The organism is Acidovorax sp. BL-A-41-H1 (assembly GCF_051942715.1).
This window is the reverse complement of the sequence record NZ_JBPVJQ010000004.1, coordinates 105386-128217: the sequence shown is the minus strand read 5'-3', so window position 1 is coordinate 128217 and position 22832 is coordinate 105386. Positions and strand designations below refer to the sequence as shown.

21 protein-coding genes are annotated in these 22832 nt (G+C 66.9%); 5 read left to right on the top strand and 16 right to left on the bottom strand.

The features are described from left to right. Positions 1 to 38 precede the first annotated feature (38 nt). The 4 genes from ACTPOI_RS09605 to ACTPOI_RS09590 all read right to left on the bottom strand — a co-directional run bounded on the left by ACTPOI_RS09605 (position 39) and on the right by ACTPOI_RS09590 (position 6357). Positions 39 to 1505 (bottom strand): TrkH family potassium uptake protein, encoded by a 1467-nt coding sequence (locus tag ACTPOI_RS09605; protein ID WP_440108408.1) that lies wholly within the window; start codon positions 1503 to 1505, stop codon positions 39 to 41. Positions 1506 to 1528: 23 nt separating this feature from the next. After that, positions 1529 to 3004, bottom strand: a complete 1476-nt coding sequence (gene trkA / locus ACTPOI_RS09600) for a Trk system potassium transporter TrkA (RefSeq protein WP_440108407.1) — start codon at positions 3002 to 3004, stop codon at positions 1529 to 1531. Positions 3005 to 3134: 130 nt separating this feature from the next. After that, positions 3135 to 4415, bottom strand: coding sequence for a glutamate-5-semialdehyde dehydrogenase (locus tag ACTPOI_RS09595; RefSeq protein ID WP_440108406.1), 1281 nt, complete (start codon positions 4413 to 4415; stop codon positions 3135 to 3137). A gap of 106 nt (positions 4416 to 4521) precedes the next feature. Continuing rightward, positions 4522 to 6357 (bottom strand): sulfatase-like hydrolase/transferase, encoded by a 1836-nt coding sequence (locus ACTPOI_RS09590; RefSeq protein WP_440108405.1) that lies wholly within the window; start codon positions 6355 to 6357, stop codon positions 4522 to 4524. Between ACTPOI_RS09590 and ACTPOI_RS09585 the strand changes: the two genes are divergently transcribed. Further along, positions 6356 to 6694 carry a hypothetical protein gene (locus ACTPOI_RS09585; protein ID WP_440108404.1) on the top strand — a complete coding sequence of 113 codons (339 nt, stop codon included), beginning with the start codon at positions 6356 to 6358 and terminating at the stop codon, positions 6692 to 6694. The genes ACTPOI_RS09590 and ACTPOI_RS09585 overlap by 2 nt on opposite strands. A 2-nt stretch (positions 6695 to 6696) precedes the next feature. Here ACTPOI_RS09585 and ACTPOI_RS09580 read toward each other — a convergent pair whose 3' ends face one another. Further along, entirely contained in the window at positions 6697 to 7446 is a 750-nt protein-coding gene (locus ACTPOI_RS09580) for an AbiU2 domain-containing protein (RefSeq protein ID WP_440108403.1), read from the bottom strand. Then, the gene (gene holA, locus ACTPOI_RS09575; RefSeq protein ID WP_440108402.1) at positions 7419 to 8474 is read right to left on the bottom strand and encodes a DNA polymerase III subunit delta; all 1056 of its coding nucleotides are present in this window, start codon (positions 8472 to 8474) and stop codon (positions 7419 to 7421) included. The genes ACTPOI_RS09580 and holA overlap by 28 nt, the downstream gene beginning before the upstream one ends. Positions 8475 to 8800: 326 nt before the next feature. Between holA and rocF the strand changes: the two genes are divergently transcribed. Further along, a complete protein-coding gene (gene rocF / locus ACTPOI_RS09570) occupies positions 8801 to 9754 on the top strand; it encodes an arginase (protein WP_440108401.1) in 954 nt (317 codons plus the stop codon). A 280-nt stretch (positions 9755 to 10034) separates the two neighbouring features. Next, the gene (locus tag ACTPOI_RS09565) at positions 10035 to 11309 is read left to right on the top strand and encodes an amino acid deaminase (RefSeq protein WP_440108400.1); all 1275 of its coding nucleotides are present in this window, start codon (positions 10035 to 10037) and stop codon (positions 11307 to 11309) included. Positions 11310 to 11358: 49 nt separating this feature from the next. On the opposite strand, the gene ACTPOI_RS09560 is transcribed toward ACTPOI_RS09565, so the two are convergent. The 6 genes from ACTPOI_RS09560 to ACTPOI_RS09535 all read right to left on the bottom strand — a co-directional run bounded on the left by ACTPOI_RS09560 (position 11359) and on the right by ACTPOI_RS09535 (position 17570). Next, entirely contained in the window at positions 11359 to 11859 is a 501-nt protein-coding gene (locus ACTPOI_RS09560; protein WP_440108399.1) for an LPS-assembly lipoprotein LptE, read from the bottom strand. 14 nt (positions 11860 to 11873) lie between these two features. Then, positions 11874 to 14597, bottom strand: coding sequence for a leucine--tRNA ligase (leuS, locus tag ACTPOI_RS09555; RefSeq protein WP_440108398.1), 2724 nt, complete (start codon positions 14595 to 14597; stop codon positions 11874 to 11876). Between the two features lie 143 nt (positions 14598 to 14740). Then, entirely contained in the window at positions 14741 to 15211 is a 471-nt protein-coding gene (locus tag ACTPOI_RS09550) for an ExbD/TolR family protein (RefSeq protein ID WP_440108397.1), read from the bottom strand. Continuing rightward, positions 15208 to 15921, bottom strand: a complete 714-nt coding sequence (locus tag ACTPOI_RS09545; protein WP_440108396.1) for a MotA/TolQ/ExbB proton channel family protein — start codon at positions 15919 to 15921, stop codon at positions 15208 to 15210. Before ACTPOI_RS09545 ends, ACTPOI_RS09550 begins: the two co-directional genes overlap by 4 nt. Positions 15922 to 16103: 182 nt before the next feature. Continuing rightward, complete coding sequence (gene dapB, locus ACTPOI_RS09540; protein ID WP_440108395.1) at positions 16104 to 16952, bottom strand: 4-hydroxy-tetrahydrodipicolinate reductase; 849 nt, start codon at positions 16950 to 16952, stop codon at positions 16104 to 16106. 57 nt (positions 16953 to 17009) lie between these two features. Then, on the bottom strand, positions 17010 to 17570 hold the full coding sequence (locus ACTPOI_RS09535) for an outer membrane protein assembly factor BamE (protein ID WP_440108394.1): 561 nt from the start codon (positions 17568 to 17570) through the stop codon (positions 17010 to 17012). Between the two features lie 82 nt (positions 17571 to 17652). Here ACTPOI_RS09535 and fur point away from each other — a divergent pair, with 82 nt between their 5' ends. Continuing rightward, positions 17653 to 18069, top strand: a complete 417-nt coding sequence (gene fur / locus ACTPOI_RS09530; protein ID WP_440108393.1) for a ferric iron uptake transcriptional regulator — start codon at positions 17653 to 17655, stop codon at positions 18067 to 18069. A 99-nt stretch (positions 18070 to 18168) separates the two neighbouring features. Here the strand turns inward: fur and hprK are convergent, their stop codons facing one another. The 4 genes from hprK to ACTPOI_RS09510 form a co-directional block, all read right to left on the bottom strand. Then, complete coding sequence (gene hprK, locus ACTPOI_RS09525) at positions 18169 to 19125, bottom strand: HPr(Ser) kinase/phosphatase (protein ID WP_440108392.1); 957 nt, start codon at positions 19123 to 19125, stop codon at positions 18169 to 18171. 40 nt (positions 19126 to 19165) lie between these two features. Then, positions 19166 to 19633: a PTS sugar transporter subunit IIA gene (locus ACTPOI_RS09520; protein WP_291518666.1), complete on the bottom strand. Its 468-nt coding sequence runs from the start codon at positions 19631 to 19633 to the stop codon at positions 19166 to 19168. 112 nt (positions 19634 to 19745) lie between these two features. After that, on the bottom strand, positions 19746 to 20081 hold the full coding sequence (gene hpf / locus ACTPOI_RS09515) for a ribosome hibernation-promoting factor, HPF/YfiA family (RefSeq protein ID WP_069103986.1): 336 nt from the start codon (positions 20079 to 20081) through the stop codon (positions 19746 to 19748). A 238-nt stretch (positions 20082 to 20319) separates the two neighbouring features. Beyond that, positions 20320 to 21546: an MFS transporter gene (locus tag ACTPOI_RS09510; RefSeq protein ID WP_440108770.1), complete on the bottom strand. Its 1227-nt coding sequence runs from the start codon at positions 21544 to 21546 to the stop codon at positions 20320 to 20322. 317 nt (positions 21547 to 21863) lie between these two features. Between ACTPOI_RS09510 and ACTPOI_RS09505 the strand changes: the two genes are divergently transcribed. Then, positions 21864 to 22784, top strand: a complete 921-nt coding sequence (locus tag ACTPOI_RS09505) for a phosphoribosylaminoimidazolesuccinocarboxamide synthase (protein ID WP_440108391.1) — start codon at positions 21864 to 21866, stop codon at positions 22782 to 22784. Positions 22785 to 22832: the final 48 nt, after the last annotated feature.

Genomic DNA, 22832 nt, shown 5'->3' with positions numbered 1-22832 from the left:
TTCGCAAGCCGATGCCCTTCGCACGGACCAGCGCTGCCTCAGCGGCGCCAGAAAGCCGGGGTCAGGATGGCCATGAAGCTCAGGATCTCCAGCCGGCCCAGCAGCATGGCCAGGGTGCAGATCCACAGCTGAAAGTCGGTCAGCACCGCATAGTTGGACGCTGGCCCCACGCTGCCCAGCCCCGGCCCGGCGCAGTTGACGCTGGCCAGCACCACCGAAAACGCGGTCACCGGGTCCAGGTCGGTCAGCAGCAGCACCATGCTCAGGCCGATGATGGTGGCACCGTACACCAGCATGAAGGCCAGCACCGAGAAGATCACGCGGTTGTCCACCACCGCGTCGCCGAGCCGCACGGGCTGCACGGCGCGCGGGTGCACCAGGCGCGTCATCTCGCGGCGGGCCTGCTTGACCAGGATGAGCATGCGCACCATCTTGATGCCGCAGCCGGTAGACCCGGCGCTGGTGGCCACGCCCGACAGCAGCAGCATCAGCACCGGCGCAAACACGGGCCAGGCCAGGTAGTCCACCGTGGCGTAGCCCGTGGTGCTGGCCATCGAGATGGTATTGAACATGCCATGGCGCAGCGCGTCGAGCGGCGCATACACGCCCTTGGCCCACAGCAGCAGCGACACCACCACGCCCCCGCCGATGAGCGTACCCAGTGTGGCGCGCAGCTCGGGGTCGCGCCAGAACCCGCGCCAGTCACCCTTGCGGATGGCCACAAAGTACAGCGCGAAGTTGCAGCTGGCCACCAGCATGAACGCCACCGCAATGGCTTCGAGCAGCGGCGACTGGAACTCGCCAAAGCTCGCGTCATACGGCGACAGCCCGCCCAGGCTCACGGTGGTGAACATGTGCATCACCGCATCGGGCAGCGACATGCCGCCCGCCCAGTACGCCGCTGTGCAGGCCAGCGAGAACACCGCGTACACGCCCCACAGGCCCTTGGCCGTGCCCGTCATGCGCGGAGTGAGCTTGGCGTCCTTCACCGGCCCGGCCGCCTCGGCCTTGAACAGCTGGCTGCCGCCCACGCCCAGCAGCGGCAGCACGGCCACGGCCAGGATCAGGATGCCCATGCCGCCCACCCACTGCAAAAAGGTGCGCCACATGTTCACCGACATGGGCAGCGCATCCAGCCCGCTCATCACCGTGGCACCAGTGGTCGTCAGACCCGACGCGGCCTCGAAGTACGCGTGGGTGAACGTCATCGGCCGACCCAGGTAGTGCCCGGCCAGCATCAGCGGCAGTGCCGCCGACAACGGCAGCAGCAACCAGACCAGCGACACCAGCATGACCCCGTGGCGGGGCTGCAATTCGCGGCGAAACACCCGAAAGCTCCACCACAGCCACGCGCCCAGCGACACCGTCGCCGCCATCGACATCAGGTACACAAACCAGATGCCGTCGCGCGTCCACCACGACACGGCCATGGGCAGCAGCAGGGTTGATGCGAAGATCATCACCAGCATGCCCAGCACGCGCAAAACGGGAAACATGTCCACCATGGCGGGCTCTTTTTCTCGGTGCGTCAGAAGAACGTGGCGCTCACGCGGAAGAGTTTTTCCACCTCGCGCACTAGGCGCTTGTGCGGCAGGAAGAACACCACATGGTCGTTGCTCTCCAGCACGGTGGAGCTGCGCGGGATGATGACCTCGGGCTGGGGCGCAGCCGCGCTGGCGTCATTCGCATCGACCGCTCCGCTCGGCTGCGCATCCGGCAGCCCGCGCACGATGAGGCCGATGTGCACATCGCGCGGCAGGGGCAGCTCGCTCACCTTGCGACCCACCACGCGCGAGCTCTTGCGGTCGCCGCGCACCACGATCTCCAGCGCCTCGGCCACGCCGCGGCGCAGGCTGTGCACCGCCTGCACATCGCCCTGGCGCACATAGGCCAGCAGCTCGCCCAGCATGGCCTGCGCGGGCGACAGCGCAATGTCGATCTCGGTGCCGTGCATCAGATCGGCATAGCTGCGGCGGTTGATGAGCGCCAGCACCCGCGTGGCGCCCATGCGCTTGGCCAGCAGGCTGGACATGATGTTGTCCTCGTCGTCATCGGTGAGCGCCAGGAACAGGTCCAGCTCCTCCACGCCCTCGTCGCCCAGCAGGTCCTCGTCGGTGGTGTCACCTTGCAGCACCATCACGTCGGGGGGCAGCTGCGAGGCCAGCTCCACGCAGCGCTGCGGATCTTCCTCGATGATCTTGACGTGAAAGCGCCCGGCCTGCAGCCCCAGCTGGTGCGCCAGGCGCAGGCCCACATGCCCGCCGCCGGCAATCATGATGCGGCGCACGGGTGGCGCTGCCCTTGCATCCCGCCGGTGCAGGGTGGACAGCACATGCGCAATGTTCTCCTGCGCAGCCAGCACAAACACCTCATCGCCCGGCTCGATCCGCGTCTCGCCCGAGCAGGCCACAAAGCGGTCGGGCTCATCCGGAAAGCGCCGGTAGATGGCCACCAGCCGCATGGCCACCTCGGGATTGCTCTCGCGCAGCTCGGCAATGGTGTGGCTGACCATGGGCGCGCCCTGCCGCGCGCGCACCGACACCAGGCAGGCCCGGCCCCCGGCAAATTCACGCACCTGCATGGCCTCGGGGTAGTCGATGAGCTTGCCGATGTACCGCGTGAGCGATTCCTCGGGGCAGATGATGCGGTCCACCGCAAAGCCTTCGGGGCCTACCAGCCGTTCCTCGGCCTTGAAGCCGGTGGAGCGCACCCGCGCAATGCGCGTGGGAATGTTGAACATCAACTGCGCGATCTTGCAGCACACCAGGTTGGTCTCGTCCTGCGCGGCGCAGGCGATCAGCAGGTCGGTGTCGTGCGCGCCGGCCTCGGCCAGCACGGTGGGTTCGATACCGCTGCCCACCACGCCGCGCAGGTCAAAACGCGACTCCAGGTCGCGCAGGCGGGCCGCGTCGGTGTCGATGACGGTGATGTCGTTGCGCTCGGAGACCAGGCTGTCGGCCACGCTCTGGCCCACACGACCCGCGCCCAGGATGATGATCTTCATGCGCCGCCCCCGAATGCCCGTGGCTTACTATTATTTTGATAGCTGACAGTGCAATAAATACCTGCACTAGCGGCCGTTTTGGCTTCAAACCTCCCCCATGGGGCCCTTTTCGCGGCCTTCGGTGCCCGCTTCAGGCGCGCACCTCGCCTTCGCCCAGCACCACGTACTTGAGCGAGGTCAGCCCCTCAATGCCCACCGGCCCGCGCGCGTGGAACTTGTCGGTGCTGATGCCAATTTCTGCGCCCAGCCCGAACTCGAAGCCATCGGCAAAGCGCGTGCTGGTGTTGACCATCACGCTGGCCGAATCCACCTCACGCAGAAACTGCTGGGCGTGCATGTGGTCGCGCGTCAGGATCGCGTCGGTGTGGTGGCTGGAATACTGGTTGATGTGCGCAATGGCCTCATCCACCCCGGCCACCACCTTCACGCTGATGATGGGGGCCAGGTATTCCTCGCTCCAGTCCTGCTCGGTGGCGGGCACCAGTTTTGCACCGGCCACGCTGTTCAGGATGGCCAGCGACTCGGGGCAGCCGCGCATCTCCACGCCCTTGGCGGCGTACACGGCGCCAATCTTGGGCAAAAAATCTGCCGCCACACCGCGCGCCACCAGCAAGCCCTCGCTGGCGTTGCAGGGGCTGTACTTGTTCGTCTTGGCGTTGTCGGCCACCTTGACGGCCATGGCGATGTCGCAGGGGTCGTCCACATAGGTGTGGCAATTGCCGTCCAGGTGCTTGATGACGGGCACCTTGGCATCGCGGCTGATGCGCTCGATCAGCCCCTTGCCGCCGCGCGGGATGATCACGTCCACAAACTGCGGCATGGCGATGAGCTGGCCCACGGCCTCGCGATCGGTGGTCTGCACCAGCTGCACCGCGTCTTGCGGCAGGCCAGCTTCGGCCAGCGCCTGCGCCACCAGTTTGGCCAGCGCCTTGTTCGAATCAATCGCTTCCGAGCCGCCGCGCAGGATGCAGGCGTTGCCGCTCTTGATCGACAGGCTGGCCGCCTCGATGGTCACGTTGGGGCGGCTCTCGTAGATCATGCCGAACACGCCAATCGGCACGCGCATCTGCCCCACGCGGATGCCGCTGGGCTGCTGCTTCATGCCAATGATCTCGCCAATGATGTCGGGCATGGCGGCCAGCTGCTCGCAGCCTTGGGCGCAGGTCTCCAGCACCTTGGGGCTGAGTTTGAGGCGGTCCACCATCGGCTCGGCCAGGCCGGCCGTGCGGGCACGGTCCAGATCGCGGGCGTTGTCCACCTGCAGGGCTTCGGTCTGCTCGCGCAGCAGGCGGGCCAGGGCCAGCAGTGCTTTGTTTTTGATAGCTGCTGGCGCTTTGGCCATCAGCGCAGAGGCTGTTTTTGCCTGATAACCGAGGGTGTGCGTGTATTCAGCGACGTTGAGGGCGTTCATGCCGCGATTTTGACGCAGTTGCACGCAGGCAACCACCACAGCGCGCCTACGCCCCTGCTGAGGGGGCCAGGCGGCGCGCAAAGGCTGCGGTCAGCGCACGCGCCCGTCAGTCGGCAAACGACACCACTTCGGGCGGTAGCACGGGCGGCTGCCAGCGGTAGCCGGCGTGCAGCACGTTGCGCCCGGGCTGCGCGCCGGGCCAGTCGATGCGCAGCACATCGGCCAGCGTCCAGCCCGCCCAGTCGGTGCGAAACGGCGCGTGTGCCATGGCGGCCGACACTGGCTGCGCCGCGTGGTTGCGCCACACGATGGCCGGGATGCGGTAGCCCGACGCGGTACTGGGGCTGTGCCCCGCGCGGTCGCTGCCGTGGCCCACCTCCTGGCCGTGGTCCGACAGGTACATCCACGCGCGGTACTCGCCCGGCCGCACGCCCTGGCGCGTGAGCTGCAGCGTCTCGGACACCACGAAGTCGTGGTACAGCAAGGCGGCGTCGTACTCGTGCCGAAAGCGTCGCACCCAGGCCGGGCGGCCCTGCCCGGCCAGCTGCGCATCCACCACATCGGCGGTGTCGTCAAACGGGTTCTCGCCGCGCGGAAACCGCAGGCGGTAGTGCGGGTGCGCGCCCATCAGGTGCAGCACGATCAGCTTGCGCTCAGCCGGGTCGTCCAGCGCCTCCTGCAGGCAATCCAGCAATTCGCCATCCAGCGACGCACCGGCACGGCCCGGCGTGCGGTTGACCATGTCCACCACATCGGCCAGCCGCGCGTGTTCCTGCTCAATGGCCACGTCGTCATGGTTGCTCATCCACCACACCTTGTAGCCCGCCGCGCGCGCCAGGGCGATGGCGTGCAGGCCTTCGCCAGCGCTTGCCACGCCCCCTGGCCCCGCCGCGGAGGAAGCCCTTGCGGCTGCATGTTCGCCAAAGCCGAAGATGTTGCGCAGCGATTCGACCGTACTCGCATCCACCGACCACGCATTGCGCAGCACCACCATGTCGTCGCCCAGCAAGGCCTGCATCGACTGCAGCCGCGGCGTGGTGTCGCGTGCGTAGCCATACAGGCCCATGTTGTCGCGGTTGATGCTGTCGGTGACCACCAGCACCACGGTGGACGGCCCGGTATGCCGCAGCACCGGCGCCGCCGCCTTCGCCCGCTCCAGCGCCGCATCGCGCTGCGCTGCCTGATCGCGCCAGCCCTGGCGCAGCGCGTGCACCGACTCATTCCACTGCGCCCAGAAGGCCACCGGGTGCAGCCTGCGCCAGGGCTTGCTGGCATAGCCCAGCACGCTGGGCAGCAGCAGCACGCACACCAGTGCCACACCCCAGCGCGGCCACAGCACCGCTGCGCGCGCGCCCCGGCGCGCACTGCGCACCACCAGCCACAGCGCTGCCGCCACCAGGCCCGCACCCACAGCCAGCGCGCGCCAGTGCATCGACAGATACTCGCCCGCCTCGCGCGCCGTCGTATTGGCCGCTGCAGCCAGCACCACGGCACTGTCGGGCGCGGCCCGGTACGCATCGAGCAGGTAGGCCCGCACCACCGCATCGGCCGCAAACAGCAACGCCCACACGCATACCACCACCGCGCGCAGCCGGTGCACCGCGGCGGTCTGCACAGGCCATGCCAGCCATGCCAGCACCGGCAGCGCCAGCGCCATGAGCTGCACCACCCGCCGCCCGTCGTGGCCCAGGGCGACCAGCGCCAGCACGGCGGCAGCAGCCCACGCGAAAGGACGCAGGGCGTGCCACCACGGTCGGGCGGGATCAGCAGGCTTCGCAGGTGCGCGGGCGGGTGGCGTGTTCAGGGCAGGCTTTCGGGAAAATCGCGCGGATTCTGACAGCGCACCCGATCCGGCCCGGCATCGCCAGCGCACAGCCTCAGCCCTGCTGGGGATTTGTCCGCAGTGCGCGAGGCAAGGCGCTGCAGTACGCTTGCGCCCCATGCCTGACACCACTGCCACCCCCACAGCCACAGCTACGGCCACGGCCACGGTCGAGCCCCTGCAACAGCTCGCGCTGATCGAATCCGCCCTGGCCCGGTTCCGCGACCAGGCCTGTTCTGCCAGCACCCTGGCCGACACCGCCCGCGCCCAGACCGCCTTGCTGGCCGCCCTGCCCCCGCGCTACGGCGAGGTGCTGCTGGGCCTGCTGGACCGGCTGGAATCGAGCGCGCTGTTTTCGGAAGAGAGTTGCTCGTTCAGCCAGAAGGATCTGGTGGCGAATCTGGAGATGTGGGCAGACAAGGCGCGCAGCACCGTCGCCCAGGCCAGGAAAGCCTGAAGCTACGCCCGCGGCTGGCCCCAAAAACCGGATGACGCCTTTTCGAGCTGTGCATCGAGCACTTCCCATGCAAAACCGGCGGTGCGAATCAGCTGCCCGAGCAGTTCAACAAGTCGCTGCATATCTTTGATGACAACACGCAGGTCGCCCCATTTGATGCCAAGCGTCGCGACATCGACGAGTTGGTACTTGTCGGCAACGAAGCGAACTTCAGTGTGAGCCGTGACTGTGTCGCGAATGGTCCGAAACCCGTTGACTAAGGGACTTGTGGAAAGTCTGGCCCAGAGCCGCGTTGCCTCTAGGTGCAAAGCATCAAACTGCTCCCGTCGACCCACCTCCTCCAGCAGCTCCCATTTACGAAGGACTTCGAGAATTTCCGGGTCATTTTCCTTCTCGACGTGGACAGTCCGCCGCTGAGCAAACTGATCTTTCAACTCCGCGCGCAGGGCATCGTCGGCGAGTGCTCGGATCAAGTTCCCGATGCTCGGCGTTGTTTCATACCTGTCCGTCAAGAGCTTTGCGATGTCTTGTGCACATGAGAGAAACAGAGAGTTCTTCAAGATACGAAAGCCACGCGCCTGTGGCCCAGAGCCTCGCGCACTCGCAACGTCCTGGTTAAAAAGCATGGGCTCTAAAAGCGCGTAACGCTCGCGGAGCTGGATAAAAGCATCGAGGAGATGCCCGGCGTGCGCCTGCAGCTTTTCGATCCGAGTCGGCATCTCGACTACCGCGCCGCCCCAGTCACTCTGCACACCTGAAACGCCAGCCGTTGCAGCGCCTGCCACCCATCCTGCGGCCAGTCGGGCTGCTTGAGGCCCTTGACGATGCCGTCCACCGTGTGGGCCGAGTGCAGCAGGCGCGCCAGGGCTGCGTCGCTGGCCTTGGGCAGGATGCGCTCGAACAACCGCTCCTTGGGGCCCCAGATGCGGTTTTCGCGCAGGGCCATGGGCAGGGGGCGGCCCGCATTCATGGCGTCTTTCACGCGCTTCAAGGCGCGGATGTCTTCGGCCAGCGCCCAGTGCACCAGCACCTCTGCCTCGCCTTCGGCCTGCAGGCCGTCCAGCATGCGCTGCACGCGGGCGGTGTGCCCGGCCAGCACCGATTCGGACAGCTTGAACACGTCATACCGCGCCACGTTGAGGACTGCGGCCTCGACCTGGGCTTGGGTCAGCTCACCGGGCGGATGAAGCAGTGCGAGCTTCTGGATCTCCTGGTGCGCGGCCAGCAGGTTGCCCTCCACCCGGTCGGCAAAGAACTGCAGCGTGCGCTGGCCTTCCTCGCCACCGGCCACGCGCTGGCCCTGTGCGGCCAGGCGCTGGGCGATCCATTGCGGCAGCATGCCGCGCTCGATGGGGTCGATCTGGATCGAGGTGCCGTTGCCCTCCAGCGCCGCAAACCACGCACCGGTGCGCGTGGCCTTGTCCAGCCGCGGGAGCATCACCAGCGTGAGGGTGCTGTCGTTGCCGCGGGCCGATTCGGCCACCTGTTGCAGCGCCACGCTGCCGTCCTTGCCGGGCTTGCCCGAGGGGATGCGGATCTCGACGATCTGCTTGTCGGCAAACAGGCTCAAGCTGCCGCCTGCGGCCAGCACGGCGCTCCAGTCAAAGTGGGCGCCCGCCACGGTGTAGCTGCTGCGCTCGGTATAGCCCTGGGCCCGGGCCGTGGCGCGGATGGCGTCGGCCGCCTCTTGCTGCAGCAGGGGTTCGTCGCCATGCAGCACGTACAAGGATGACAGGCCCCGTTGGAGGTGGTTCGAGAGTTGGGCCAGGGCGACTTGCATGGGCAAAGTTTATCGCCTGGCCCAGTGTCGGCGGCCCGCGGGTTGCGGTGGGTTCCAACGGCTGCAGGACGGCCCCATCTGCCAAAACGGCAACAGGCACCCGCACTTTGCACAAAAGGGCGCCCCGCTTGCGCCGTTGGCTGACTTACCGCTGGCCCCGCGTTACCGCAAAATCCCGGGCACCCCGCAGCGCAGGGACCAGACAAACCGCTTTGTGCATACGGGCCCGGCACCATCCCCGGCTACGCCCGCACTGTCTGCCCGCGCTGCACCCCAAAAACCACCCATCCACCGCCTGCCGCTTTGCACCAGAAAGCCCGACGACCATGCCGCACACCGACACCGCCCCCCACCTCATCGCCAGCCTGATCGGCGCCCCCACCGACATCGGCGCGGGCGCGCGCGGCGCATCGATGGGCCCCGAGGCCCTGCGCGTGGCGGGCCTGCAGCAGGCGCTGGAAAGCCACGGCCTGGCCGTGGTGGACCGCGGCAACCTCAGCGGCCCCGCCAACCCCTGGCAGCCCCCGCAGGGCGGCTACCGCCACCTGACCGAGGTGGTGGAGTGGAATCAGCGCGTATTCAATGCCGTGTATGCCGAGCTGCAGCAAGGCCACTTCCCCATCTTGCTGGGGGGCGACCACTGCCTGGGACTTGGCAGCATTGGCGCTGTGGCGCGCTACTGCGCCGAAGCCGGCAAGAAGCTGCGCGTGCTGTGGCTCGATGCGCACACCGACTTCAACACCAGCGAACTCACCCCCAGCGGCAACGTGCACGGCATGCCCGTGGCCTGCCTGTGCGGCTTTGGCCCGGGCGAGCTGACGCAGCTGGCGGGCATGCCCGGCGGCGGCCCGGCGCTGCGCACCGACCAGATCCGGCAGATCGGCATCCGGAGCGTGGACGCGGGCGAAAAGCGCTTTGTGCACCAGCACGGGCTGGAGGTTTTTGACATGCGCTACATCGACGAGGTGGGGATGCGCCAGACGATGGAGCGCGCCCTGGACGGCCTGGATGCCGACACCCACCTGCATGTGAGCTTTGACGTGGACTTTCTCGACCCCGCCATCGCCCCCGGCGTAGGCACCACCGTGCCCGGCGGGCCCACCTACCGCGAGGCGCAGCTGTGCATGGAAATGATTGCCGACAGCGGCCGCCTGGCCTCGCTCGACATCATGGAACTGAACCCCGCGCTGGACGTGCGCAACCAGACGGCCGTGCTGGCGGTGGACCTGGTGGAGTCGCTGTTTGGCAAGAGCACGCTGATGCGGGCGCGTGCGGGGTGACACCGGATGCGCAGGGCGGCCGTGCAGCCCCGTGGCAAATGCTATTATTTAAATAGCAATACAGGCAATCAAATCAAGCGCCATAGCGGGATTTGACCTGAAATTGCTCGCAAAATGCCCCGCAGTGCCACTTCACAATGCCCGGGCCTCCGCCACGGCTTGCTGACACTGCCCGCTTAGCATGGCGCAAAGGTACGTTACCGCCTGCCGTTCTGCCAGCCCGCGCTGACCGGTTCATGCCGGACCACGCCCCACCCACGCCACGCTTCGCCATCACGCCATGACCGAACCCTTCCTGCTCGACCACCGCTGCAAGAGCTACCCGCTCACCGCGCCGCCCTGCCACCCCGACGACATCGCCCGCCACGGCTGGAACCTGCTGGCCGACGACCTGGCCTACCCGCTGGCCGTGGTGCGCAGCAGCGCGCTGGCGCACAACATCGCCTGGATGCAGGCCTACGCCGCCCGCAAGGGCGTGGCGCTGGCGCCGCACGGCAAGACGACGATGTCGCCCGAGCTGTTTGCGCGCCAGCTGGCCGCCGGGGCCTGGGGCCTGACGTTGGCCACCGTATACCAGCTGGCGGTGGGCGTGGAGGCCGGGGCGCGCCGCGCCATCATTGCCAACCAGGTGCTGTGCGATGCCGACCTGGACGGCCTGCACGCCCTGCTGCAGCGCCACCCCGACCTGCGCGTGTGGTTCCTGGTGGATTCGCTGGAGCAACTGGCGTGTATTGAAGACTGGGCTGCGCGGCGCGGCTGCACCCGGCGCTTGGACACGCTGCTGGAGATCGGCATCCCCGGTCAGCGCACAGGCTGCCGCACGCTGGAGGAGGCCGTGGCACTGGCGCAGGCCATGGCCCGGTCAACCGCCGTGCGGCTGTGCGGTATCGAGTGCTACGAAGGCGGCGTGGCCCGCTGCGACAGCGTGCACGATGCCCGCGAGGTGACCGCCCTCGTGCGCCGCGTGACCGAAGTGGCCCGGCAGTGCGATGCGCAGGGCCTCTTTGCCGATGGCGAGATCCTGCTCACCGCCGGTGGCTCGGCCGTGTTCGACCTGGTGGTGCCGCTGCTGCGCACGCAGGGGCTGTCACGCCCCGTGCTGGGCGTGCTGCGCTCGGGCTGCTACATCACGCACGACCATGGCAACTACCAGCGGTTTCTGGCGCAGGTGGAGCAGCGCGAAGGGCTCGATGCATCGCTGCGCCCGGCGCTGGAGGTGTGGACCCTTGTGCAGTCGGTGCCCGAACCCGGCCTGGCGCTGCTGACCGGCGGGCGGCGCGATCTGTCGTACGACCTGGACATGCCGGCGCCCGTGCGCTGGGCACCGCGCGGCGCGCGGTCTGCAGTGGACGCGCCCGAAGGCTGGGCGGTCAAGGCGCTGAACGACCAGCACGCCTACCTGCGCTTTGATCCGGATTGCGGCGCCGCCCCGGCAGTGGGTGACCGGATTGCGCTGGGTATATCGCACCCGTGCACCACGTTCGACAAGTGGCGCTGGCTGGCGGTGGTGGATGACGACTGGGCCGTGACGGGAGCGCTCAGCACGCGGTTTTGACAGCGCGGCTTCGCGCCGCCCAGGCCCGTGTAGCGGGCCATTGCATGCGCTACAGCCGCGCAGCCGCCAACCGCCGCAGTAGCTGCTGCACGATGTCGGTCTGCATGTTGCGGTACAGCAGCGCCTCTTCGGCCTCCTTGGCCAGGGCGATGGTTTCGTTGTAGCTGATGTCGCGCTGCTGCAGCAATTCGGTGTCGGGGATCAGCTCCAGCCCGGTCTGCGTGCGCAGGCGGAACTTGATGCGCAGGCGCAGCTGCAGTTCACGCACCTGGCCCGATGCATTGAGGCCCACCACCACGCGCTCGCGCTGCTCCTGCAGCAGGTCCATGATGACCTGCGCGGTGGGCATGGCGGCGGCATCGCGTAGCACCTTGAGCTGGCTGCCCGAGCCTTCCAGCGTGCGCTGCAGTTCGCGCGCAAGCGTTGAGGCAGTGCTGGCGTTGATGTACAGCGACTGGAACCCGAACTCGGGCACGCCGCGCAGGCGAAAGCCGCATGCGGAGAGCAGCAGGGCGGCGGGCGCCAGGGTGAGCAGCGTGCGCTTGTTCATAGGCCCGGGCTCCCTCAGACCACCACGTTGACCAGGCGGCCGGGCACCACGATCACGCGCTTGGGCGCTGCGCCGCCGCTGTGGGCGGCAAAGGCTTCGCTCGCCAGCGCCAGGCGCTCGATCTCGGCCTTGTCGGCGGCGGCGGGCACCAGCACCGAGCCGCGCAGCTTGCCGTTGACCTGCAGCACCAGCTCGATCTCGTCCTGCACCAGCGCACCGGCATCGACCTGCGGCCAGGGCGCATCCAGCAGATCACCCAGGTGATTGCCGTAGCCCAGGCTGCTCCACAGGCTGTGGGCGATGTGCGGCGTGGCGGGGTACAGCACGCGCAGCAGGATGCCGAAGCCTTCGATCAGCGCCACCTGGGCACCGGCCGAGTCGGTGGCCTTGAAGTCTTCCAGCGCGTTGATCATCTTCATCGCGCCCGACACCACGGTGTTGTACTGCATGCGCTGGTAGTCGTAGTCCACTTGCTTGAGCACGTTGTGGATCTCCAGGCGCAGCGCCTTGGCTTCCTTGCCGAACTCCACGTCTTTCAGGCTGCTGGCGCTTGCCACGCTTGCGGTGGCAGCTCCCATATCCATAGCAGTGAGCTTGAACGCGAAGTTCCACACGCGGCGGAGGAACCGGTAGCTGCCTTCCACCGCCGCGTCGTTCCACTCCAGCGTGGCTTCGGGCGGGGCGGTGAACATGGTGTACAGGCGGGCCGTGTCGGCGCCGTACTTCTCGATCAGGTCCTGCGGGTCCACACCGTTGTTCTTGGACTTGGACATGGTGCCCACGCCCTCGTAGTCGATGGGTGTGCCCACGCTGAGCATGCCGTCGCCACTGGTGGCTTCGCTCTTGAGCTTGGCGCCAATGATCTTGCCGCCTTCGTCGAGCACATGCTCCACATCGTGCGGCCAGAAGTAGTCCTTGCCGCCCTTGGCCGTGCGGCGGCTGTAGATGTGGTTGAGCACCATGCCTTGCGTGAGCAGCTTGGTGAAGGGCTCGTCGACCTTCACCAGGCCCAGGTCGCGCATGACCTTCGTCCAGAAGCGGGCGTACAGCAGGTGCAGGATGGCGTGCTCGATGCCGCCGATGTACTGGTCCATGCCGCTGCCGCCAGTGGCATGTTGCTGATCCCGCATCCAGTAGGCGGTGCCGTCGGCCACCATCGCGTCGTCGTTCTTCGGGTCGCAATACCGCATGAAGTACCACGAACTGTCCACGAAGGTGTCCATGGTGTCCGTCTCGCGGCGGGCCGGTTTGCCGCACACGGGGCAGGTCACACCGGCGTGGAAGCCTTCGTGCTTGTGCAGGGGGTTGCCCGAGCCGTCAGGCACGCAGTCGGTGGGCAGCACCACCGGCAGGTCTTTTTCGGGCACGGGCACGGCGCCGTGTTCATCGCAGTGGATGATGGGGATGGGGGTGCCCCAGTAGCGCTGGCGGCTCACGCCCCAGTCGCGTAGGCGCCAGGTGGTCTTTTTCTCGCCCAGGCCTTTTTGTTCCAGCGCATGGGCCACGGCGTTCACGGCGTCTTTGTAAGAGAGGCCGCTGAAGCTGTCGGAGTTGATGGTGACGCCGCGTTGCTTGTCACCGTACCAGTCGCTCCAGTGGTGGTAGTCAAACGTCTCGCCATCGACCAGCACGACCTGCTTGATCTCGATGCCGTACTTGAGCGCAAACGCAAAGTCGCGCTCGTCGTGCGCGGGCACGCCCATCACGGCGCCGTCGCCGTAGCCCATCAGCACGTAGTTGCCCACCCAGACCTGTACCTTGTCGCCGGTGATCGGGTGCGTGACATACAGGCCCGTGGGCACGCCCTTTTTCTCTTGCGTGGCCAACTCGGCTTCGGTGGTGCCACCGCTCTTGCATTCTTCGATGAAGGCCTTGAGCGCGGGGTTGGTTTTGGCGGCGTGGGCGGCCAGTGGGTGCTCGGGCGCCACGGCGCAAAACGTCACGCCCATGATGGTGTCGGCACGCGTGGTGAACACGTACATCTTGCCGTCGCCAATCAGCGCACCATCGTCGCCTGCGATGTCGTGCGGGAAGGCAAAGCGCACGCCTTCGGACTTGCCGATCCAGTTTTCCTGCATCAGCTTCACGCGCTCGGGCCAGCCGGGCAGCTTGTCGCCGGTGACGAAGTCGAGCAGCTCTTCGGCGTAGTCGGTGATCTTGAGGTAGTAGCCAGGGATCTCGCGCTTTTCGACCGTGGCGCCGGTGCGCCAGCCCTTGCCATCAATCACCTGCTCGTTGGCCAGCACGGTCTGGTCCACGGGGTCCCAGTTCACCACCTGGGTCTTGCGGTAGGCAATGCCCTTTTCCAGCATCTTCAAAAACAGCCACTGGTTCCACTGGTAGTAGCTCGGGTCGCAGGTGGCGACTTCGCGGCTCCAGTCGATGGCCAGGCCCATGGCCTGCATCTGCTTTTTCATGTACGCGATGTTTTCGTACGTCCACTTGGCAGGGGGCACGCCGTTTTTCAGCGCAGCGTTTTCGGCGGGCAGGCCGAAGGCGTCCCAGCCCATGGGCATCAGCACGTTGTGGCCGTTCATGCGCAGGTAGCGCGTGAGCATGTCGTTGATGGTGTAGTTGCGCACATGGCCCATGTGCAGCTTGCCGCTCGGGTACGGCAGCATCGAGCAGGCGTAGAACTTCTTCTTGTTCGCGTCTTCCGTCACGCGGTAGGCGTCGGTGGCGGTCCAGTGGTCGTGCGCGGCGCGCTCGACGTCTTGGGGAGAGTATTTGTCTTGCATGGGGCAATGGGGTGAGAGAAGTGGGCAGCCGCGTGATGGCCGCGCTGCGCAGATTCTAGGCGGTCGTGCGGGCCGGCCTGGCGCGGGCCGGCTTGTGCCTGCGGTGGCTGTGCGGCTGGCGGGGGGGCTGCGCCGCTGCGCCGTCAGCGCGCGGGCAGGGGTTGGGAATTGGCAGGGCCGAAGGCGGGCGCGGCCGCGCCCTTGGGCGGCTCGGTGACAAAGCCGATGCGCGCCAGGCCCGCGCGGTGCGCGGCGTCCATGACCTCGACCACACGGCCGTAGGGTACAGCGGCGTCGGCGCGCAGCTGCAGCTCGGTAGCGGGCTGCTCGGCACCAATGCGGCGCAGCCGCTCGGCGAGGGCAGCCTGGGCCAGTGGCTGGTCGTCCAGAAATGCCTGGCCCTGCGCATCCACCACCACCGTCACGGCCTGGGGCACGGCACCGGGCGAGCCGCCCTCGGCACGGGGCAGGTCCAGCCGGATGGCGCTGCTGAGCAGCGGCGCCGTCAGGATGAAGATCACCACCAGCACCAGCATCACATCCACCAGCGGTGTCATGTTGATGTCACTCATGGGCTGGGGGCCCGTGGTGCGCTCCAGCCGGCCGAAGCTCATGGCGCTGTGCGCTCCCCGCGTGCTGCCGGGGCGCTATCCGGCCCCGCTGCCGTGTCAACCAGCAGTTCGCGCAGGTCCAGCGCAAAGCCCTCCAGGTCGGCCTCGACCCGGCCGATGAGACGGCCGAACACGTTGTAGGCCAGCACAGCCGGAATGGCCACGGCCAGGCCGGCAGCGGTCATCACCAGCGCCTCGCCCACCGGGCCGGAGACGCGGTCGATGGTGATCTGCCCGGCACCTGCAATGGCCGTGAGCGCGTGGTAGATGCCCCAGACGGTGCCCAGCAGCCCCACGAAAGGCGCGGTGGAGCCCACAGTGGCCAGCAGCACCTGGCCAAACTGCAGCTTGCCCAGCACGCCGTGCAGTGCATCGCGCAGCACGCGCGTGAGCTGTTGCGGCAGGCTGCCCGCATGCGCCAGGGTGGCAGCGCCAGACCCCTCGATTCGCGCATTTGCTATTGAATTTGCAGCAACAACCAGAGGTAGAACAAGCGCTTCGCGGTCAAAAGACTGCAAACGCTGCGCAGCGAGTTCCAGCGACGGCGCCTGCCAGAACGCGGCCGTGCAGCGCGGCACGTCGGCACTGGCGCGGCGCATGGTGCGCAGTTTCCAGACAATCACCACCCAGCTGGCCACCGACATGGCAAGCAGCACCAGGGCCGTGCCCTGCGTGACCGCATCGCCCTGGCGCCACCAGTGGAGAAGGTCCATGGATCAGCCCCTTGTCGAATGCGCACATCGCGCCGCGTTGACCTCTGCTGGCAATGCGCGCGCAGCCGAGGCCGGGGACCGCGGCGCAAGGGCCGCCCCGCCGCGCTCGCGGTGTCTCCCTTCCCGAATGGCACCGCCATTCGAGAGAAGGGGGAAGGCGCATCGCGCCACAGGGGGTTGTTTCACTTGAGACCCAGCACGTCGAACATGTCGAACATGCCGGTGCGGTGCGCCGCCAGAAAACGCACGGCGCGCAGGCTGCCCTGGGCGTACGTGGAGCGGCTGGAAGACTTGTGCGTGATCTCGATGCGCTCGCCAATGCCCGCAAACAGAACCGTGTGGTCGCCCACGATGTCGCCACCGCGGATGGTGGCAAAGCCGATGCTCGACGGATCGCGCTCTCCGGTGTGGCCATAGCGCTCGTACACCGCGCATTCCTTGAGGTCGCGGCCCATCGCCTCGGCCATCACCTCGCCCATCTTGAGCGCCGTGCCCGAGGGCGCATCCACCTTGTGGCGGTGATGGGCCTCGATGACCTCAATGTCGTAGCCGGTGGACATGGCCTTGGCGGCCATCTGCAGCAGCTTGAGCGTGACGTTCACGCCCACGCTCATGTTGGGCGCCATCACGATGGCATTGCGCTGCGCGTAGGCGGCGATTTCGGCCTTCTGGGCATCTGAAAAGCCGGTCGTACCAATCACGGCCTTCACGCCCAGCTGGCTGCACACGGCCAGGTGGGCCAGCGTGCCTTCGGGGCGGGTGAAGTCGATCAGCACGTCGGCGTTGGCCAGGCCCGCCGCCACATCGGCCGTGATGGCCACGCCGCTGGCATGACCCAGGAAGGCGGTGGCATCCGAGCCCACGGCCGGGCTGGAGGGCACGTCCAGGGCGCCAGCCAGCACGCAGTCGTCGCTGTCGCGCAGGGCTTCGATGAGCATGCGGCCCATGCGGCCGGAGGCACCCGCAACGGCCACGCGGCAACGGTCGGAGGAGGTGGGCGAAGGAACGGCAGGCGAGGTGATCCCGGTCATGAGAGTCCTGTGATGAAATTCTGCGGCGGCCGTGGCATGGGCCTGGCAGGCCGCAGGTCAGCGCGTGGGCGCTTCCAGCGGGGGATAACTGGTAGAGGCAGGCTCAAGCGGCGCGGCCGTGGGTGCCGTAGCCGGGCGCGACGGCGCCGGGAACTTGGACAGCTGCTCGGGCGTGGCTTCCAGCACCGGCACCTTCACATTGCCGCTGCGCTTGCCCAGCGAGGCGACGAACTCTGTTTCAGAAGGCATGTCATCACCCTCGGCCCGCTCCATGGCATCGCCCTTGAAGAAAACCGTGAGCTTGCGGGTCTGGATTTCCTGGCCAGGGCGCTTGAGGGTGAACACGTATTCCCAGCGGTCGGCATGGAAAAGGCTGGTGACCAGCGGCGTGCCCAGAATCTCGCGCACCTGCTGGCGGCCCATGCCAGGCTGCAGCGCAGCAACCTGCTCGCTCGAAACGAAATTGCCCTGCACCACATCGATGCGGTATGGTTTGACGATGCCGGCAATGCGGTCAGATGCACCACTGAAACTGCCACACCCGGCCAGGGCGATCAGGCTGGCTCCGATCATCAGGGCGAGCGCCGGACGGGTGCTGCAACGGGCTTGAACGGGCATGGATAAAAGGGCTGAGGATATGATCGGACCATTGTAGCGGCTGGCCTCCCCGGGACCGGGCCTTCCCCCGAAAGCGCATGCCATGACCAACATCGACGAACTCAAGAGCACCGGCCTGAAGGCCACCCTGCCGCGCCTGAAGATCATGGAAATCTTCCAGAAGGGCGCCCAGCGGCACATGACGGCCGAGGATGTCTTTCGCGTGCTGCTGGAAGAGCGGTCTGACATCGGCCTGGCCACCGTCTACCGCGTGCTCACGCAGTTCGAGCAGGCGGGCATCCTCATCCGCAGCAACTTCGAGAGCGGCAAGGCGGTGTATGAGCTCAACGAGGGCCAGCACCACGACCACTTCATCTGCACCTCGTGCGGCAAGGTGGAAGAGTTCTACGACGCCGAGATCGAAAAGCGCCAGCAGGCCGTGGCCAAGGCCAAAGGCTGGGTGGTGCAGGACCACACGATGGCGCTGTATGGGCAGTGCGCTGCCTGTGCAACTAAATAGGTTCCCCCTGAGGCGCTGCGCGCCTTCCCCCTGAGGGGGACGCTCCCAGCGCGGCGGGGCGGCCCTTGCGCGGGAGCGCTGGCATGGGTCGCGCCAGTTTCAACCGCCGGTGTCGCGCTCCATGGCGCGGCGGTGGCGCTCGACGAATTCCTGATAGGTATCAATACCGCGCAGTTGCAAGATGGTGTTGCGCACGGCGGCTTCGACCAGCACGGCGATGTTGCGACCGGCCACCACCTGGATGACGACCTTGAGCACGGGCACGCCCAGCACATCCTGGGTGAGGGGCTCGTACGGCAGGCGCTCGTAGTCGCGTTCCAGCGTTTCCTTGCGCACCAGATGCACGATGAGCTTGAGGCGCATCTTGCGTCGCACGGCTGTCTCGCCAAAGATGGCGCGGATGTCCAGGAGGCCGATGCCGCGCACCTCCAGCAGGTTCTGCAGCAGTTCGGGGCACTTGCCTTCGATGGTGGTCTGGTTGATGCGAAACAGGTCCACGGCATCATCGGCCACCAGGCCGTTGCCGCGCGAGATCAGCTCCAGCCCCAGTTCGCTCTTGCCCAGGCCCGATTCGCCGGTGATGAGCACGCCCAGCCCCAGGATGTCCATGAACACGCCGTGCATCGTGGTGCGGTCGGCAAAGTGCTTGGACAGGTAGGTGCGCAGAACATCGATGACGAACGCCGACGACTCGTGCGTGGAGAACATCGGGATCTGGGCCCGCTCGCACATCGACACCAGTTCATCAGGCGCGACCTGGTTGTCGGCCAGCACCAGCACGGGTGGCTCCAGGGTGACGATGCGCGCGATGCGGCGCTTGCAATCCTCGGGCGATGCACTCCCCACGTAGGCGATCTCGCGCTCGCCCAGGATCTGCACGCGGTACGGATGGATGTAGTTGAGGTACCCGACCAGGTCGGCGCCAGAGCGGGCCGAACGGACGGCGACTTCGTCAAATCGGCGCTCGGATGCGCCAAGGCCGGCCACCCATTCCCATTTCAGGAGGCCGCGAAACTCCTCGAACAGGACATCGGCACTGACAACATTGGGTTTCACGGCAGGGGGCAGCGACTGCGCGTTGAGAGATGGGTAGCAGTCAGGCGGCCTGGGTGGACTGCCAGCCGGCAATCATGCCGTGCAGTTCGGCGGCGTCGCTGCTGGACTTGAGCTTCTCGCGCAAGGCGGAATCGCTGAGCAGCTCCGCGATTTCAGACAGGATTTCCAGGTGCTTTTGCGTGGCCGCTTCGGGCACCAGCAAAAAGATCAGCAAGCCAACCGGCAGCTCGTCCGGCGCATCAAACCCGATGGGGTTGAGCAACTGGAACACGGCGGCCATCGGGGCCTTCAAGCCCTTGATCCGGCCGTGGGGAATGGCCACGCCATGACCCAGGCCAGTGGAGCCCAGGCGCTCCCGTGCAAAAAGGCTGTCGGTGATCAGCGCGCGCGAAAGCCCGTGCTGGCTCTCGAACAGCAGACCTGCCTCTTCAAAAGCACGCTTTTTGCTGGTGGCGTCCACGCTCACAAGCACTTGAGCGGCGGGCAGGATGGAGGCAAGTCGGTTCATGGTCAAGGGTAACAATTATGCACATGTTGGCGAAAACCCTGATTCCGGCGCATCAGGCAACAAAAAAACCGCCCGTCAGGGCGGTTGCGGTGCCGGGCTCAGGGCCGGCGCGTCAGGCGTGCATCTCGCGCTTGGCGGCTTCGTGGTGGTGGTCTTGCAGCCGGTCCTTGTGGCGCACCACCTGCCGGTCCATCTTGTCGATCAGTTCATCGACAGCGGCATACAGGTCGGAGTGGGAGCTTTCCGCAAACAGGTCGCTGCCCTTGACGTGAATGTTGCATTCTGCCCGCTGTCGCTTTTCCTTTTCCTTTTGCTTTTCTACCGTGAGCAGGACCTTGATATCCACCAGCTGGTCGAAGTGCCGTGTGACGCGTTCCAGCTTGGTGGTGACATAGCTGCGCAGGGCTGGAGTGACTTCAAGGTGATGCCCGCTGATCGTCAGATTCATAAAGTAGTCTCCTGTGGCTCTCGGTGGAAAAACGCCATCCTTGGGTAGAGGAATGGCCCGGGGAAGAACGCGTCGATGGATCCGCTGACTTGAGTTCACTATGCCCCTGCCACCGGCGAAAAGCAATCCCATACCGTCATGTATTGCTGGGTTATGCCCGGCAAGGTGCGGTCGGCCTGAAACCCGCGCACAATGCTGGAGTGAACAGGTTGCAGCCCGCATTCGCGGACCCTGCGACTCAGCGAGCGCTGGCCGGCGCCCCGTGCATCTGCAGCTTGGCAACGACCAGCATCGACAGCAGGCTTGCCGAAATGCCCAGCACCGCGCACATCCAGTAGCCTTGCACCAGCCCTTGCGCATCGCGGCTGATGACCAGTCCGCCCACCACCGATGCCACGCCCATCGATGCCGACTGGACCGACGCATTGAGCGTCATGAACGTGCCGCGCAGCTGCGGCCGGGCCGCCGAGGCGACGATCGCCATGCCTGGAATCATCCGCCCGCTGACGATCGCGAACATCAACGTGGACACGGCCAGCACCACCCACAGTGAAAACCCCTCGACCAGCGTGATCCCCAGCAGGCACGGCGCTGCGCCCAGCGCCAGCACCCGGAAGGTCTCGACCTTGCCGTAGCGGTCGGTCAGGCGCCCGAACAGACGCGCGGTGAACAGCGTGGCCACACCGCCGCACAAATAGGCCAGCGGGATCTGGTCGGCACGCACGCCGGCGTTGGTCTGCAGGTAGATGGTGATGTACGGAATCACGGTGAACCCCGTGAACATCAGCAGCGCGGTGAACAGGAACGCCCAGCGGTGGTTGGCGTCCCCCAGCACCTGCGTGATGCCCTGGACAGCCGACCTGCCAGCGGCCCCCTGCACATGGGCTGACAGCGGCGGCATGGTGCGTGCCGCCACCACAGCCAGCAGGCCGACCATGGCCGCGATGGCAAAGAACGGCGTGTGCCAGCTGCCCCACTGCGCCAGCAACAGCCCCAGCGGAACCCCAGCCACCGTGGACACCGAAAACGACGTCATCACGATGCCCATGGCGCGGCCGCGCCGCTCAAACGGCACCACGTCGGCGACGATGGTCTGCGAGAGGGCGGACAGCACCCCGCCAAAGAAACCGGCCAGCACCCGCGCCACCATCAGCGATCCATACGTCGGCGCCAGCCCACAGGCCAGCGTGGCCAGGCCGAACAGCGAATACAGCACCAGCAGCAACCGCTTGCGCCCGAAGCGGTCGATGTAGGTGGAAGCCAGCAGGCCCGATGCGCCCGCAGCGAGGGTGTAGGCCGACACCAGCAGGCCAAACTGGGCATCGCTGATGCTGAACAACTGGGTGAACTGCGGCCCCAGCGGCATCATGATCATGAAGTCGAGGATGTGCGTGAACTGCACGCCTGCCAGCGTGATCAGCAGCCAGAGTTCGCGGCGCTGAAGGACGGCGTTGGAGGCAGGCACCGGGGCGGGGTGGGGAGGGTCGGAGGGGGTGGAGGACACAGGAGTCGCCGGACGGCGGCCGAACAGATCGAAGCAGCGCAGTGTGCCGCAATGCGCCAGACGCTGCAGCGGGAGCACGGGCAAACGCCGGCGCCGCACTGTGCAGGCCGAGTGCCGCCGCTACCTGCGGCGTGCGCGGCCCCCATGGCCCACGCGATCGGCCCCACCCGCGGGCGCGCGCCTGCCGCGTAAAATCAGCCGGTTGCGCGGGGCAGTGCCCCGACACCACACCGCCCCGCAGGCCAGGCCGCGGTGGATACCGACCGCCACACCACACCATGAACCAGCCAAGCTCCCCCGCCTTGCACACCTCTGCCCTCACATCCCTGCCCCTGCTGGCGAGGGGCAAGGTGCGTGACAACTACGCCGTGGGCGACGACCGCATCCTGATGGTGGCCAGCGACCGCCTGTCGGCGTTTGACGTGATCATGGGCGAACCGATTCCGGGCAAGGGCGCGCTGCTCACGCAGATGGCGCTTTTCTGGTTCGACAAGCTCGGCCACATCTGCCCCAACCACCTCACCGGCGATGCGCCCGAAAGCGTGGTGAGCCCGGCCGAAGCGGCGCAGGTGCGCGGCCGCTCGATGCTGGTGCAGCGCCTCAAGCCCATCCCTGTCGAGGCCGTCGTGCGCGGCTACCTGGCCGGCAGCGGCTGGAAGGAATACCAGGAATCGCGGTCGGTATGCGGCGTGCCGCTGCCCGAAGGCCTCACGAATGCGGCCAAGCTGCCCGAGCCCATCTACACCCCGGCTGCCAAGGCCGCGGCTGGCGAGCACGACGAGAACATCACCTTCGAGCAGACGGTGGCCATGATCGGCGCCGACCTGGCCACGCGCATCCGCGACCTGAGCATTGCCATCTACAAGGCCGCGGCCGAGATTGCGCTGACCAAGGGCATGATCATTGCCGACACGAAGTTCGAGTTCGGCCTGGCGCCGGACGGCACGCTGGTGCTGATGGACGAAGTGCTTACTCCCGACAGCTCGCGCTACTGGCCCGTGGAAGGCTATGCCGACGCGCTGGCCCGTGGCGAAAACCCGCCCAGCTACGACAAGCAGTTTGTGCGCGACTGGCTGGAGCAGGCCCAGATTGCCGGCAAGCCCTGGGACAAGACCGCACCTGCGCCGCGCCTGCCGCGCGAGGTGATCGAAAAAACCGCCGCCAAGTACCGCGAAGCCCTGGACCGGCTCACTGCCTGAGGCATTGCAAGGCGCTGGCCGCGCGTCGGCGCCCGCACGCCGGCCGCG